Annotated in this window: 11 protein-coding genes; 2 read left to right on the forward strand and 9 right to left on the reverse strand. The window is 38.3% G+C overall.

Features of this window, described 5'->3' with window-relative positions:
- Positions 1 to 199: 199 nt before the first annotated feature.
- From FRZ67_RS21140 to glmS, 4 genes are all read right to left on the reverse strand, one after another.
- Entirely contained in the window at positions 200 to 757 is a 558-nt protein-coding gene (locus tag FRZ67_RS21140) for a globin family protein (RefSeq protein WP_147192558.1), read from the reverse strand.
- An 11-nt stretch (positions 758 to 768) separates the two neighbouring features.
- On the reverse strand, positions 769 to 1200 hold the full coding sequence (locus tag FRZ67_RS21145) for a hypothetical protein (RefSeq protein ID WP_147192559.1): 432 nt from the start codon (positions 1198 to 1200) through the stop codon (positions 769 to 771).
- Positions 1201 to 1555: 355 nt separating this feature from the next.
- On the reverse strand, positions 1556 to 3553 hold the full coding sequence (locus FRZ67_RS21150) for a choice-of-anchor X domain-containing protein (RefSeq protein WP_147192560.1): 1998 nt from the start codon (positions 3551 to 3553) through the stop codon (positions 1556 to 1558).
- A gap of 694 nt (positions 3554 to 4247) precedes the next feature.
- Positions 4248 to 6083 carry a glutamine--fructose-6-phosphate transaminase (isomerizing) gene (glmS, locus tag FRZ67_RS21155; protein ID WP_147192561.1) on the reverse strand — a complete coding sequence of 612 codons (1836 nt, stop codon included), beginning with the start codon at positions 6081 to 6083 and terminating at the stop codon, positions 4248 to 4250.
- 249 nt (positions 6084 to 6332) lie between these two features.
- Between glmS and FRZ67_RS21160 the strand changes: the two genes are divergently transcribed.
- Positions 6333 to 6935 carry a GNAT family N-acetyltransferase gene (locus tag FRZ67_RS21160; RefSeq protein ID WP_147192562.1) on the forward strand — a complete coding sequence of 201 codons (603 nt, stop codon included), beginning with the start codon at positions 6333 to 6335 and terminating at the stop codon, positions 6933 to 6935.
- Positions 6936 to 7101: 166 nt separating this feature from the next.
- Entirely contained in the window at positions 7102 to 8289 is a 1188-nt protein-coding gene (gene galK / locus FRZ67_RS21165) for a galactokinase (RefSeq protein ID WP_147192563.1), read from the forward strand.
- A gap of 464 nt (positions 8290 to 8753) precedes the next feature.
- Here galK and eutC read toward each other — a convergent pair whose 3' ends face one another.
- The 5 genes from eutC to FRZ67_RS21190 all read right to left on the reverse strand — a co-directional run bounded on the left by eutC (position 8754) and on the right by FRZ67_RS21190 (position 14975).
- A complete protein-coding gene (eutC, locus tag FRZ67_RS21170; RefSeq protein WP_225975427.1) occupies positions 8754 to 9515 on the reverse strand; it encodes an ethanolamine ammonia-lyase subunit EutC in 762 nt (253 codons plus the stop codon).
- Positions 9512 to 10888, reverse strand: coding sequence for an ethanolamine ammonia-lyase subunit EutB (locus tag FRZ67_RS21175; protein ID WP_147192564.1), 1377 nt, complete (start codon positions 10886 to 10888; stop codon positions 9512 to 9514). Before FRZ67_RS21175 ends, eutC begins: the two co-directional genes overlap by 4 nt.
- A 135-nt stretch (positions 10889 to 11023) precedes the next feature.
- A complete protein-coding gene (gene eat / locus FRZ67_RS21180) occupies positions 11024 to 12361 on the reverse strand; it encodes an ethanolamine permease (RefSeq protein ID WP_147192565.1) in 1338 nt (445 codons plus the stop codon).
- Between the two features lie 166 nt (positions 12362 to 12527).
- Positions 12528 to 13547, reverse strand: coding sequence for a tRNA (adenosine(37)-N6)-threonylcarbamoyltransferase complex transferase subunit TsaD (tsaD, locus tag FRZ67_RS21185; RefSeq protein ID WP_147192566.1), 1020 nt, complete (start codon positions 13545 to 13547; stop codon positions 12528 to 12530).
- A 168-nt stretch (positions 13548 to 13715) separates the two neighbouring features.
- Positions 13716 to 14975 carry an ABC transporter permease gene (locus FRZ67_RS21190; RefSeq protein WP_147192567.1) on the reverse strand — a complete coding sequence of 420 codons (1260 nt, stop codon included), beginning with the start codon at positions 14973 to 14975 and terminating at the stop codon, positions 13716 to 13718.
- Between the last annotated feature and the right edge of the window lie 157 nt (positions 14976 to 15132).

A 15132-nucleotide genomic window follows, 5' to 3' on the forward strand; every position in this document is an offset into this window, starting at 1 on the left:
TTTCAGGTGCCCAATTGTATAATTACTATGCAGCATTCTTGCGTCGCACACTTGTACTTGCACATCCTTATGCGTAGTGTTTATCTTGAAATCATGTGATGTAAATAAAGGAGTTTTAAAGTAATCCGTTATAGGTCTTGCATCAAAAAAAAGAATACCCTTTTGAGTATTCTTTTTTATTGATGTTTGTTTTCCAAAATTACATTTGAACAACCTGTGTTCTCAACGTTTCAACAATTGCGCCGACTCTTGCTATAAGATAATCAGGCAGTCCATTTTTTGTTGCACCGGCTACAAGGTCAACAATAAACTGATCAAAGTCATCGTCAGCAGCCTTGGCAGCCATTCTTGGGTTCTTTGCAGGATCATGTGCTTCAATCATACTTAAACCAGTGTAGGTATAATCTTTAGCGCCTGTAGCAACACAAAAGAAGTCTGTAAGATTTTTACTTAATTCCTGGAAACCACTTAAGTCACCGGCTGTAACTTCTGCAAGTAACACACTGAAATATGGATTAAGTTCAGGATCAGCTGCGATAACAAAAATGGTGCTGTCAACAACGGAACGAATGCCTAATCTTCCCTGTTCAATTTTTACAGAAGCATCTACCGGATCTGTAACAAGTGTGGTGCCACCTAATGAATCATACAAAGTCATAGCGGCAGGTGGAGGGTTGTTATCATCTTTGTTACAAGCAGTTAAAAAAGATGCGAATGCAACAACACAGGATAATACTACAACAGATACTCTTTTCATATTTATGAATTTTAATTAAAAAGGTTAGTTACCGAGTTATAAATTTTTGATGTAAAAGAACCAGCTGCGACAGGGCAACCACTTTGCAATTCTTCTTTGCTTGGCATATATCTTACTGCATTGTAATGAAGCGTAGAACGCATACTATTCAATATATCATCAGCGTTTGCTTTTATAGGGTAAAATGTAAAAACAGCTGTTCCCGATTTTTCATTACATAATACATGATCAACACCTTTTTGATTGTACAACCATGCAGTAACAGTGTTTGCATCTGTTTTGTCAATGGGTTGTTTAAAATCAAAACGGGCCATGATCTTTGTATTAGCTGTAGGAGCTTTAGGCTTCATAACCATATAAATGTGTATAGCTAAAACGGATGCCAGTAAAAGAATTGTTGATAAACTGATCCACAACATCTTTTTGAATTTGTGTTTTGTCATACCTGAATTTTATTGATGAACATTTAGCTCTGAATTATTTACGGTATTTGATTCATCATGGTTTTGAAGAAAATACTTTTTTGTAAAAGTTATTTTTGTAATAAATAAAAGAAGTTATTAAGTGAAGTATGAAACATACAAAAGGAATCAAGCTGATTCCTTTTTATAAAATATAGTATCTGGGTATTCGATAAAGAATATGAACTTGAATAAATGCTCAATACATTTTAAGCAGCACAAGTGAGTGACACAACGAAGATGCCAATGGTGATGAGGCCAGTATAAAAAAACCTTCGAATTTATTTCGTAGCCGAGATAAATTCGAAGGTTATAGAAAATGTAGCTCCTGTTTTTATTAATGCACTGCGTGTACTGGTTGGAACATGAGTTCATTCTTTAGTGCAAACACACCGGTACAAGGAGGTGTTAATGCAAAATCTTTCAGGTCTTTGGCACGCCGCAGAATATCATTAAACATTCTAACCCCGTTTAATGTGCTTCCCCTAAGAGCCGCATCTCTTACCATCATACTGTCATTGTTGGGGTTATTATCAAAATCAATAGCACCGCCTCTTCCTGCTTTACCAGCCAGGAAGCCAGAAAGTGTGGCTTGCGTTCCAAACATTACCGGGTCTACATGTGTAAAGAAAGTCTGTAACTCGCCGGAATGACAACCAGTGCAGGTATTAAGTGAAAATACATGGCGTGTGGTTGTATTTTTTATACGTGTAGGGCCTGCTACCTCAACACCATCCCAATGATATGGCTTGGTGGGCAACCCAACTGGCGTATCTAATATTTGCGCATGGCCACCCATGAAGAACTTGCCATTACTTAGTGTATCGGGCAATGTATAATTATCTGCATTTATATTGGCCTTATTGGCATTGATCCAGGCCACCATGGCCCTTACATCAGGATTATCAACCTGGGCATTGTATTTATCCTGCGGAATCTGCGCTACGCGTCTTTCCACTATTGCACGTGGGCTGGCATTGAGACCAAATTCCCTGAATTCCCATCGCCTGGGTGAACCATCGAGGGGAGCTAGTTCTCTCTCGTTCGTTCTGATAGCGTCGAGATTGGTGTTGCCAACCCTGTTTCCTGTTCCCCATTTGCTGTACTGGTCTGTAATGGCCTGCAACGCAGCGTTATAGCCCGGGCTGCCTAAAGTAAAATTCTTAAGATTAAACCATTGTTGTGCCCAGTTTTGAAGGGTGTCACATATATCTGGTTTTGGAATGGCATATTCAATAACACAGGTCATCTCTAAAGGCCTTGTACAATTACTTTCAATAAGGCAAAATGTAAACCTTCCTTCGCCTGCAGGAATTCCGGCGGCTCTTTCCCGAAGGTCGAAACGATTAACTATAGCTGTTAACTTAAAAGGCGCAAAACGCATATCAAGCTGCCCCGAAGGTGACCCTGCATTAAAACTTTTTGTTTGCCACGGCGTAATAATTCTTTGAAATATAAGTGATCTGGCAGGAATTGTGTCATCGTTTATTATTTTAACTGACTTCCAGTTATTCAACCATTTTAAGACAAAAGTAGAAAGCTCCGCATCAGTAGGATCTGTGGTTGAACTGGTCTTTGCCAGATTTTTCATTAACGTTTTAAAGGTCCAGGGCCCATCTATATTTCCGCTTTGCGTACAATAATTCCAGGTACGGGTAGGATCTTCTACAACCTTCAAGTCTGTTATAAAAATACAGTTCCTTCTTACAGAATCTATCAACTCGTTTGTATTTCCACTCGTGAGACTTGAAATGGAAACTGGCTGGTTCTGATCTAGTTTTTGTAAGTCAAAAGGTTCCACAATACAATCTTTCGCAGATTTTAATTCACGTCCTGAGAACTGGATTGTCTTGTAATTATCTTTACGCATAGCTGCATCTATTTCTATTGCCTTCTGCCTGAATTCGTTTACATCGGCATAGATCTTTGCTGTAAAAACACCATCGCCAGCTACCTTATCGTAGTCTTTGCCATCGTCTCTTAATATAAGCTCTGCGTTATCATATCTGGTTTTTATGTAAGGCCCTGAATACTTTGCAAATGGATATATGGCCATTATAAGGATATGTTGATTGTCACCTGGTATTTTTTGAACCAATACATCTTCAGCAGGAGGCGCTTCCCCATTTACACTATCGTAAGGAGTATCTTCTGCCATCATTGGGTCAGGATTCCCATAATCAGTCTGTAACAGATAATTATTTGCATTGGAAAAGATGCGATCATACACCGCTGTTTTGTTTTCACGGCTATGAGGAGTACGATTCCATGAGACAATTAAAATAGTCAATACTGCAGCAGGTAGCAACCACAACGTTTGTTTCGATGTTTTCATACTAATTGTTATTGTTATGTGGGTTTAAAAGTTTTAACTAAATCTTTTAATAACTACTTTAAAATCATGCCACATTTTTTTCTGATATGTTTTTTTATCCACTTCTATTTTCAGATACCGGCCTTTTATATAATGGCATCACCTGTTGCGTCGCAATCCTTTCATCGTTCTGTTGATTGCGGCAACTTTTTTACAGTCTTTTATTTTCATTGGTACCCGCGCAGGAGTTATTTAGTGTTTAGTAGCACCTGAAATTAAAAATGTAATGATTTGGGAATACTAAAAAGTCTCAAAAGCTACTAACTAAACACAAAAAAAAGGTCTGCAGGGTGGCTTTAAAATAGGTGGACATTTATATTGGGATTGCAGAAGGGCTGCATTAATAAACTAAAGTAACTTTTCCAAAGAAAGTAAAGAAACCTGCTTTTATTGCTGCAGTAACACGAAACTTAAAAATTGGATTATCAGCTTAACTAACACAATGTTTGCAAGATAATTAATTTTAATGATGAATATAACCTAGACATACTGAAAAATTTGCTAATGAGTAATGCCATTTATTAAAAGATATCCGGTCAAAAGCAAACTTTTTATGCCGGTAATTATACAATAACATGAACAAATAATCAGCTTAAATGTAACATTCAGGCAGGCATTACGGTAATTAATGTCTGTCCATTCTGTTTATAATTAATTATTCCACCGTCACACTTTTGGCAAGGTTCCTTGGTTTATCTACATCATAGCCTTTTGCCACACCAATATAATATGCAAGCAATTGCATAGGTATGGTACTAAGCATGGGCGCTACTATTTCATCTGCAGGTGGCATAATAATAACATCGTCTGCAAGCGTGGGTGAAATAGTATCACCTTCAGTAATTACAGCTATTACTCTGCCCTTGCGTGCTTTTATTTCCTGCATATTGCTCACTACCTTTTCGTGGTATGAATCTTTGGTGGCAACAAAAACTACAGGCAAAGTGTCGGTTACGAGAGCAATCGGTCCATGTTTCATTTCTGCTGCAGGATAACCTTCTGCATGTATATAAGAAATCTCTTTTAGCTTTAATGCGCCCTCCAAAGCAATAGGGAAGTTATAGCCACGGCCAAGGTATAGTGCATCTGTAGCATCTTTATATTTTTCTGCAAGTACTTTTATCGCTTCAGCCTGTGTTAAAACCAATGCTACTTTCTCGGGAATATCTGCCAGTTCTTTGCACAGGTGCATAAAACGTTCATTATTGATAGAACCTTTTTCATGCGCTATTTTCAATGCGATCATTGTAAGCACAGCAAGCTGCGCCGTAAAGGCCTTAGTGCTTGCTACACCAATTTCGGGACCTGCATGTGTATAAGCGCCTGCATGCGATTTACGTGCAATGGAAGAGCCTACCACATTAACAATACCAAGTATAATAGCACCTTGTTCCTTTGCAGTTTCTATTGCAACTAATGTATCTGCAGTTTCCCCACTTTGAGAAATAGCAATGATCACATCGCCTTTATGAATAACAGGATTGCGATATCTGAATTCAGAGGCATATTCTACCTCTACAGGTATGCGGCAAAGTTCTTCAATAATGTATTCAGCCACTAAGCCGGCATGCCAGCTTGTACCGCATGCAAGAATAATAATTCGTGGTGCATTCATGATCTGTTCTGCATACTGGTTCATACCACTGAGTATAATATTACCATGTACTGCATCCAAACGGCCACGTAAACAATCATAGATCGTTTGTGGTTGTTCAAATATTTCTTTTAACATGAAATGGTCGTAACCGCCTTTTTCAATGGCAGCAAGTTCCATATCAAGTTTGGTTATGAAAGGTGTTTGCTTTTCATTGCCAAGATTTTTTAGAATTAATTCATCAGGTCTCACTATGGCGATCTCGTAATCATTCACATATACTACTTCTTTGGTGTATTCAATAATTGGTGAGGCATCACTGGCTAGAAAATGTTCATCTTTGCCAATACCAATTACCAGCGGGCTTCCTTTTCGTGCTGCAATAATGGTTTCCGGGTCATCTTTATGTATGAGTAATAAACAATAAGCACCCACAACCCTGCGTAAGGCAATGCGCAATGCTTCTTCCAGTGTACACTCGTTTTTCTGCTGAATGTCATCAATGAAATTTAGCAATACTTCTGTGTCGGTATCACTTTTAAATACGTAGCCTTTTGCAGTAAGCTCCTTTTTGATCTGTGCATAATTCTCAATGATACCGTTATGTATCATGGCTATTTTTCCGCTTTGTGAAGTGTGCGGATGCGCATTGCGATCACTTGGCTCTCCATGTGTGGCCCAACGTGTATGGCCAATACCTGTATGACCGCCAATGTTTTCACCAACAACCGATTCTTCAAGGTCTGATACACGGCCTTTCTTTTTGAATACATGCAGACCATCATTAATAAGTGCCACACCAGCACTGTCATATCCACGATATTCAAGTCTTTTGAGACCTTTTATGATCACCGGGTAAGCCTGTCTCTTTCCTGTATATCCAACAATTCCACACATAGCGTATATTTTAAATTGGGTGCAATATCTAAAATTTATTTCTTTTACACCTCTTTAGGTGTCATCTTCATCTGGCGGCAATCGAAGAGAAGTATTATAATGACGTACCTGCTGAAAAGCGAACAAGGCGCTTAAGTGTGCGACGCAACGGAAGTCTCATATTTGCAAAAAGCCTGGTACAAAATTAACCTTTTGTGAAAATAAGGAATAGCTGAATTTTAACACCAGAATAAGCTTAAATATTGTTGTATGGAAGAGAAATTTGATTGTTCAAAAAATTATATTTTAGAAGACGAACGCGTGTTACTAAGGCCTTTACAAAAAGAAGACCATTCTTTTTTATTACCATTTGCAATGAATGAACCTGATCTTTGGAAATTTTCTCTTGTAACTGCTGCAGGTGAGGAAGGGCTTTCTTATTACCTGCAACTGGCTCTCGATGCAAGAAAAGAATGCAGGGAATATCCTTTTATAGTATTTGATAAGATGAAAAATGAATATGCGGGCAGCACCAGGTTCTATGATATCAACTTACCCTTTCAAACCTTACAACTTGGGTACACATGGTATGGTCAAAATTTTCAGGGAACAGGTCTTAACAGGCATTGCAAATTTTTATTGCTCTCCTTTGCATTTGAAAATACAGGTATGGAGCGGGTGGAATTCAGGGCCGATAATGATAACGCAAGAAGTATTGCTGCAATGAAAAGTATTGGCTGTAAAGTGGATGGTGTGTTAAGGCGTAATATGCCAAAACGTGATGGCGGCCGCCGGGATTCAATAGTGCTAAGCATTTTAAAAGATGAATGGTTTGGTGGAGTAAAAGAAATGCTGGCTGCCAGGTTGAAATAATTGATACATTGTTTACAGCTTTATTTTCCTCTTCAATTATTTTAAAGAGCTTTTCATTATTTATTGCTTATAAAATTCGTAGCATTGTGTAAACGATTACGCTGTTTTACGGTCAACCATATTCATAAAAATGTGAAGGCATTCTTCACTTTTATAACCTTATACAATGAGCAAGCTTACGCAAGAGGTTTCCGCAACTGAAAAAAAATATAGTATTCCGGAGAAACTAAAATCTTATATAAATAAAGAAACTTTAGTGGTCCGTTCTCCCGGAAGAATTAACCTTATTGGTGAGCATACTGATTATAACGAGGGCTTTGTACTGCCTGCCGCAATTGATAAAGCTGCGTGGGTTGCTATTACACCACGTAAGGATAACATCATTCATTTGTTTTCTGTTGATCTCGGGGAAGAATATGAAACAACTACTAGCGCTCTTATCCCTTCTTTGAAACATGCCTGGTATGATTATATCCTTGGCGTTACAGACCAGTTCAAAAAAACAGGTTTTACCATTAATGGTTTTGATGCCGCACTAACTGCGGATATTCCGATAGGAGCAGGCCTTTCTTCTTCTGCTGCTATAGAATGTGCCGTTGCTTTTGCTTTGAATGAATGGTTGCAGGCAGGCTTAACCAAACTGGAAATGGTTAAAATTGCACAGAAAGCAGAGAATGAATATGTAGGGCTTCAGTGTGGTATTATGGATATGTTTGCAAGTATGTTCGGTAAACAAAATCATGTGATAAAACTCGATTGCCGCTCACTGGAATACCAATATGAACCACTTAACCTTGATGGTTATAAAGTGATACTCTTTGATACCAATGTTAAACATACACTCGCTTCATCTCAGTATAATGTAAGACGACAGCAATGCGAAACCGGTGTAAGCCTTGTGCAGCAACATATTTCAGGCATAAACAGCTTGCGAGATGTGGATATAAGCATGCTCAATAAATATGTACAACCTCAAAATAAAGAAGTATATCAGCGATGCAGGTTTGTGGTAGAAGAAATTGAACGTTTGCAGGAAGCTTGTATCGACCTGGAGAAAAATGATATAGAAGCGTTCGGCTTAAAGATGTATGAGACGCATATGGGTCTAAGTAATTTATATGAAGTAAGTTGCTCAGAACTTGATTTTCTTGTGGATTATGTAAAAAATAATCCTGCAGTAGCCGGTGCACGCATGATGGGCGGAGGTTTTGGCGGCTGTACCATTAACCTTGTCAAAAACGAAGCTGTGGATGAACTTACATATCAGTTAAAGGCTGCTTATGCTAAAGCTATGCGAAAAGAGTTAAAGGTATATGTTGCACAGATCGGATCAGGAACAGCTCGTATAAATTAAGTATCTTTTTTTTAGCCCGGCTACACAAAAACAATTATGCTTCCCTTGCGTCGCACTCTTGTACTTTCTATTCTTTATGCAGCACAACTCATCTGCTTGTTTAATTGCGAAACAAATAAATTCTCTATTCCTTTTTAAGTATGATCCTCGTTGAAATTTTGTGTGCAGAAATATTAACTGCACACTTAAAACAATTGTAGATATTGATAATAATATACCTGCAAAAAAATAGCCACGATAAGACTATCGCGGCTTTTTTCAACCCTAAACCCTTAAAAAACTGCTGTAAGATAAGTTTCACTTTGGATATATGCAAGAAGTTTTTTTACCACTTCTGAATTAATGTTTCAAAAAAAGAATGCTGGCTGAAAAATGCCAAAATTGTACAAGAATTTAATAAGATTTGTGTAGTTATATAAGTCCATAAAAAAACTGACGATCCATTATTGTTGCTTAAAAATAGGTTAGCTTATTGCTTTAATGTTATCTTTTAAATGCACTCCTGATATTTTTAAACGTATCGATTCAGTAATCATATAGAAAATTTTATCCGCAGCAGTTGCGTAGCTCATTCCTTCGGGTCTTATGTTGGAAATACAGTTTCTTGATTCATCCGTCAGACCAACTGATGGATTATAAGTTAGATATGCGCTCATGCTGTCTGCAGCAGTGAGACCCGGCCTTTCACCAATTAATATAACAGATAGTTTTACTTTTAATAAATTTCCGGTCTCATCACTTACTGCAACACGACCTTGTTCAACAATACAAAACGGAGCAATAGAAATTTTTTGTTCCCGCAACATTGGAACCAATAGCAATAAAAGATTTACTGCATGCATATTTACTGCAGTTGATGATAAGCCATCAGCAATGCAGATACATATATCATACCCTTTGCTTTTGAAGTTGTTGAGTTTATTTATTGATTTTTCATTTAATCTTCTGCCAAGATCCGGCCTTTGTAAATAAACATGCCTGTCTGTTGCGCTGCTACGTAAAAAGAAAACCGGTTGCTGAAATAATTGAAGTGCAGTAAAAATTTGCTCTTTCTCGAAATGAGAGAAGACGGCATCTCTTGCATTAGCATGTGCCATTTTGAATTGTAATGCTTCCTCTATGGGAACTGAAACACCTGTTCTGCCCAATGCAATTCTTGCATTCGTAAAACTGCGCAATGATGTCCATGCATCCACATGGTTAATATGATCTTTCTTTTCTATCAAAATGATTGCAATAATAATTTATGTGAGGCATTTACAGGTAACTGGTTACCTGTTTCATCAATAACACCTTGTTTTATTAGCCATGATTCAAACTCAGGGGCAGGTCTTAAATTCAAAGCTTTTCTTACGAACAAAGTATCATGAAAAGAAGTTGATTGATAATTGAGCATTATATCATCTGCACCAGGAACGCCAATGATAAAATTGCAACCTGCAACGCCAAGAAGTATTAATAGGTTATCCATATCATCCTGATCTGCTTCTGCATGGTTGGTATAGCAAACATCCATGCCCATGGGTACACCAAGCATCTTTGCGCAGAAATGATCTTCCAATGCCGCACGCATTATTTGTTTACCATCATACAAATACTCAGGACCAATAAAACCAACAACAGAATTTACAATATGTGGTTTAAAATGTCTGGCTACTGCATAGCTTCTTGCTTCGCATGTTTGCTGGTCAACACCTTCATTTGCATTAGCAGATAAAGAAGAGCCTTGTCCCGTTTCAAAGTACATAACGTTTTTACCAACTGTTCCCCGGTTCAATGATAAGGCTGCGTCATATGCTTCTTTCAATAAAGAAAGATTTACGCCAAAGCTGCCGTTTGTTTTTTCTGTTCCGCCAATAGATTGAAATGCAAGATCAACAGGTGCGCCTTGCTTAATTAATTGAATAGTTGTTGTAAGATGACACAATACACATGATTGTGTTGGGATAGAAAATTTATTGATCAACCCATCAAGCATCTGCAATAAAGTATAAACATGTGCAGGGCTATCTGTTGCAGGATTAATACCAATTACTGCATCGCCGCTTGCATACAATAAGCCATCCACGATACTTGCTGCAATTCCTTTTGGGTCATCTGTAGGATGATTAGGCTGCAGCCTCGCAGAGAATCTTCCTTTTAAGCCAATAGTATTTCTGAAACGTGTAACTACTTCGCATTTTTGTGCGGCAAGAATAAGATCCTGGTTGCGCATGATCTTGCTAACTGCTGCGATCATCTCCGGTGTAAAAGCAAATTGCATTTGTTGCAATGTATGTGTATCAGCAGCATCACTCAATAACCAATCTCTTAACTGACCAACTGTGAATGAACTGATTAAAGTAAATGCATTCTTATCATGTGCATCTGTAATGAGCCTTGTTATTTCATCCTGCTCGTATGGAATAACAGCTTCATTCAAAAATGTTTTCAGTGGAACATCTGCCAAACACATTTGTGCGGCAACTCTTTCCTGGTAGGTTTCAGCAGCAAAACCCGCCAATGCATCGCCACTTCTGAAGGGCGTTGCTTTTGCCATCAATGTTTTTAGATCATTGAATTGATAAGTGTGTTGTTGTATGGTATGTTTGTATAACAACGTTGTTATTCTGTTTTGTGAAAATTAAATATGAAGATTTTCACGTTTCACGTTTGACTTTTCACTTGGTGAATTTTATTCTTCAGTACAAGAGTGCGACGCAACGAAAGTTTAATAGCAGCACCAAAGTCTGGTTCATAAAATTGTCTCTTCAACTGCTTCGAGTAATTCATCTTCTACAGGTTGTTTATGTTTTCCAAGCGCCACAAAGATCATTAACGCAATTGCAAGACCCGTAAAGAAAATCAGGCTCAAATAAAAATTGTACCAGATGATGGCGATCAAACAAACAAATGATAACGCTAACGCTATAATTGGAAACCATGGATACAAAGGTGTTTTGAAAGTTGCTGCATCATGCAGTTGCTTTTTCATCTTTAACAAACTCATCATGCTGGTGCAATACATAACAACTGCACCAAGCGCCGATATAATAATTACTTTATCTGTTGTGCCAGAGTAAAGAGAGATCAAACCAACAATACCGCCTGCAATAAGCGCCCAGTGCGGCGTTCGGAACTTTTTATTTACCACACTTAATGCAGTTGGAAGAAATCCACTTCTTGATAATGCAAAGATTTGTCTTGAATAACCAATGATCAATCCATGAAAAGAAGCAATCAATCCAAACAAGCCAATGCCTGCAAAAATTTTCGTCCAGCTGTTTGTTTTGCCCAGCACCATACTTATAGATTCCGGCAACGGATAATCAATCCTACTCAATGCTTGCCAATCACCGATACCACCTGAGAAGATCATAACGCCTAACGCAAGTATCACTAACGTTGCAATGCCAAGTATATATCCTTTGGGAATATTACGACGCGGTTCTGTTACTTCTTCTGCAACCATCGCCACGCCTTCAATGCCAAGATAGAACCAAACAGCAAATGGCAATGCAGCAAATATTCCCGCTACACCATAAGGCATATTGTTGCGCATAAAATTTCCTGTTTCAAAATGCGGGGCAACAATTCCAAGAAATATCAGTAATTCGATAACCGCAAGAATAGTAACGATCAAATTGAAAACCGCGGATTCCTTTATACCTAATAAGTTTATAAGTGTAAACACAACATAACAACCAACTGCAGTGTACATAACAGGAATACTATCGTTTAAAAAATGCACGTAGCTGCCCAACGCAAATGCAATGGCTGGTGGCGCAAACACAAACTCTATAAGTGTCGCATAGCCCGCAATCAATCCGCCTAATGGCCCGTATGCTTTGTATGCATAGGCAAATGGTCCCCCTGCATGCGGTATAGCAGTAGTAAGTTCAGTAAAACTAAAAATGAATGTGATATATAAAACAGTAACGAGTAATGTTGCAATTAAAAAACCCAAGGTACCTGCAACGCCCCAGCCATAGTTCCAGCCAAAATATTCTCCGGAGATAACAAGGCCAACTGCCAAGGCCCACAAATGCACTGGCTTCAGTACTTTTTTCAGTGCAGTAGTTTGCTTGCTCATGGGCTTGAAACTACTGATAAAATCGCTGGCCAAAAAATTTGAAGAGAAGTTTTTATGCTACAAACTGCAATATTGCTATGAAGCTTTGGTTGTGTCACTCACTTGTACGTTCTGTTCATTATGCAGCGTGGTGCAGTCATGCTGATTGAGCAAAAGAGCTCATTCTTTACCATTCAGCTCTTGCAGTCGGGCTTATATCAAGTGCAGCAAATTCTTTATTTAAATATTTATAGTAAGCAGTTATTGCGATCATGGCAGCATTATCAGTGCAATATTCAAATGCAGGAATAAATGTGCTCCAACCATTTTTATCACCGTTTTCTTTTAATTCCTTGCGCAAACCGCTGTTAGCACTTACACCGCCAGCAATGCAAACATTTTTTACGCCTGTTTGCTTAACTGCTTTCTTCAGTTTCTTTATTAAAATATTGATGATGGTATATTGAACAGATGCACAAAGATCATTGAGATTTTTTTCAATGAAACTTGCATCTTCTTTTTGTTGCGCCTGTAAAAAATATAAGACAGATGTTTTTAAACCACTAAAAGAAAAATTGAGCTCAGGTATTTGTGGTTCTGCAAATTTGAATGCAAGTGGGTTGCCCTGTTGTGCATATTTATCTATTAGTGGTCCGCCGGGATAAGGAAGACCCAGCAACTTAGCACTTTTATCAAATGCTTCTCCTGCAGCATCATCAATGGTTTCGCCGATAACTTTTAGGTCATAAGGAGAATTGGCGAGAACAATTTGTGTATGACCGCCACTTACTGTTAAACATAAAAATGGAAAACCCGGTTTAGGATCTGCAATAAGATTAGCCAAAACATGCGCCTGCATGTGATGCACGGCAATCAATGGTTTGTCTAGTGCCAATGCCAATGATTTGGCAAATTGTGTGCCTACCAATAAACTTCCAATCAATCCCGGCGCTTGTGTAAAAGCAACGGCATCAATATCGTGAATAGTGAATGGCGAATCATGAATTTCTGCAGCTTTCTTTATAGCAGCATCAACAACGGGTACAATATTCTGCATATGTGCACGGCTTGCTAACTCAGGAACCACGCCACCATACTTTTCGTGCACTGTTTGATTGGCAATAAAGTTGGAAAGAATTCTTCCATCAACACAAACAGAAGCAGAAGTTTCATCGCATGAAGATTCTATTGCAAGTATTGTAGCCATGTTTTTATAAGGCTGCAAATGTACTATCTATCATTTAAGAAAAGCATCATTCCTGTTCTGCAAATGAAAGGAATGCCCACTTGCTGTTTATTTTAATGTTTAAGAACCTTCTCCGTCGGTTTGCGACGCAACGAAGATGCCATGTAAAGCAAAAAGCCCGTAACTAAATTATTTACTACGGATAGCTACAACAGGATTCATTTTTGCAGCAATTGATGCAGGGATGATGCCCGACAACACACCAAGTATAAGGCAGATAATAAAAGCAAGTACCATTACATTGGTTGATATGACAATAGGAAAAGGAAGAATGCCACTAAGCACCAATGCAAGACCACCTACCATCAATAATCCTATCAGGCCACCGATGATGCAGAGAAAAGCGCTTTCCAGAAGGAACTCTAACAGTATCGTTTTTCTTTTGGCGCCAATCGCTTTCTTCAGCCCTATCTGGCTGGTTCTTTCTCTCACAGTTACAAACATAATATTGGCAACACCAAAACCACCTACCAATAAACTTAAAAAAGCAATCACAGCACCGCCAATATCTACCTGGCCAAAGAATCCGCTTAACTGTTGGCTAAATAGATTAATATCGTTAAGTGCAAAATTATCTTCCTGCTTCGGGCTAAGTCTGCGAGCCTGTCTCATAATACCTCTTAGCTCATCAATAAGTGCTGTGGTGGCGATATTATCTTTTCCGTTTACCATAATAAACGGTTGAGAAAAATTACCATTTACGTCATATACAGAAGCATAACTGCGATACGTAAGTATAACGCAATGGTCGTAATCGAAACCACCAACAAAGCTCTGACCTTGCTTTTCGATAACTCCTACTACATCAAATTTTTTGCCGTCGAATGTAACTTCTTTGTCAATTGCTCTTTCAGGCTTATCAAATAATTGAGTTGCTATTTCATTGCCTATTACGCAAACAGGATTACCACGTGTAAACTCAGTACTGTTAAGATAACGGCCATATGCAATATTGATCGTTTGCAATTCTGAAAACTCATCGCTTACTCCGTAGATACCTACATTATTAAGCTGGTTGTTTTCAAAGGTAACTGTTGAATTGGTGGAGTTAAAGTAGCTTACGTGTTTGGCAAGTGTGCTGGTATTTTTAATAAAAGCCACTTCATTATATTTAGGTTCAGGCCTGTTTACATATTTCCACCAGGGATAATCGCCACCATCGCCGCCGCCATATTGCCACTTATCTATATAAATGGTATTAGAACCAAGTGCTGAAATATCTTTCTGCATTTTAGCTTCAAGACTACCCACTGTTGCCAGTACACCAATGATACAAAATATGCCAAACGCAATACCAATAAGCGATAGCGAGCTACGCAGTTTATTGTTATTCAATTCCTGCACACTCATTTTAAAACTGTTCCAGAATATGGAGAGCGATTTGAACATATTTCAAAAGTAACAAAGCATAGGCAACAAAATCTTTTTTTTAGATAAACGGGCGAAAAGCAAGATGAGAAATTTTATGGACCCGGCTCCAGAATAAGCATTGAACTTTTGTTGCGTCGCACTCTTGTAATTCTATCTCGTTATTCAGCATGTTTTT

It is taken from the genome of Panacibacter ginsenosidivorans, from assembly GCF_007971225.1.
Lineage (GTDB): Bacteria > Bacteroidota > Bacteroidia > Chitinophagales > Chitinophagaceae > Panacibacter > Panacibacter ginsenosidivorans.

What these genes read in the sequence shown, in the direction of transcription:
- FRZ67_RS21140 (WP_147192558.1), bottom strand. Translation starts at nt 757, where the DNA reads ATGAAAAGAGTATCTGTTGTAGTATTATCCTGTGTTGTTGCATTCGCA.
- FRZ67_RS21145 (WP_147192559.1), bottom strand. Translation starts at nt 1,200, where the DNA reads ATGACAAAACACAAATTCAAAAAGATGTTGTGGATCAGTTTATCAACA.
- FRZ67_RS21150 (WP_147192560.1), bottom strand. Translation starts at nt 3,553, where the DNA reads ATGAAAACATCGAAACAAACGTTGTGGTTGCTACCTGCTGCAGTATTG.
- glmS (WP_147192561.1), bottom strand. Translation starts at nt 6,083, where the DNA reads ATGTGTGGAATTGTTGGATATACAGGAAAGAGACAGGCTTACCCGGTG.
- galK (WP_147192563.1), top strand. Translation starts at nt 7,102, where the DNA reads ATGAGCAAGCTTACGCAAGAGGTTTCCGCAACTGAAAAAAAATATAGT.
- tsaD (WP_147192566.1), bottom strand. Translation starts at nt 13,547, where the DNA reads ATGGCTACAATACTTGCAATAGAATCTTCATGCGATGAAACTTCTGCT.
- eat (WP_147192565.1), bottom strand. Translation starts at nt 12,361, where the DNA reads ATGAGCAAGCAAACTACTGCACTGAAAAAAGTACTGAAGCCAGTGCAT.
- FRZ67_RS21160 (WP_147192562.1), top strand. Translation starts at nt 6,333, where the DNA reads ATGGAAGAGAAATTTGATTGTTCAAAAAATTATATTTTAGAAGACGAA.
- FRZ67_RS21190 (WP_147192567.1), bottom strand. Translation starts at nt 14,975, where the DNA reads ATGTTCAAATCGCTCTCCATATTCTGGAACAGTTTTAAAATGAGTGTG.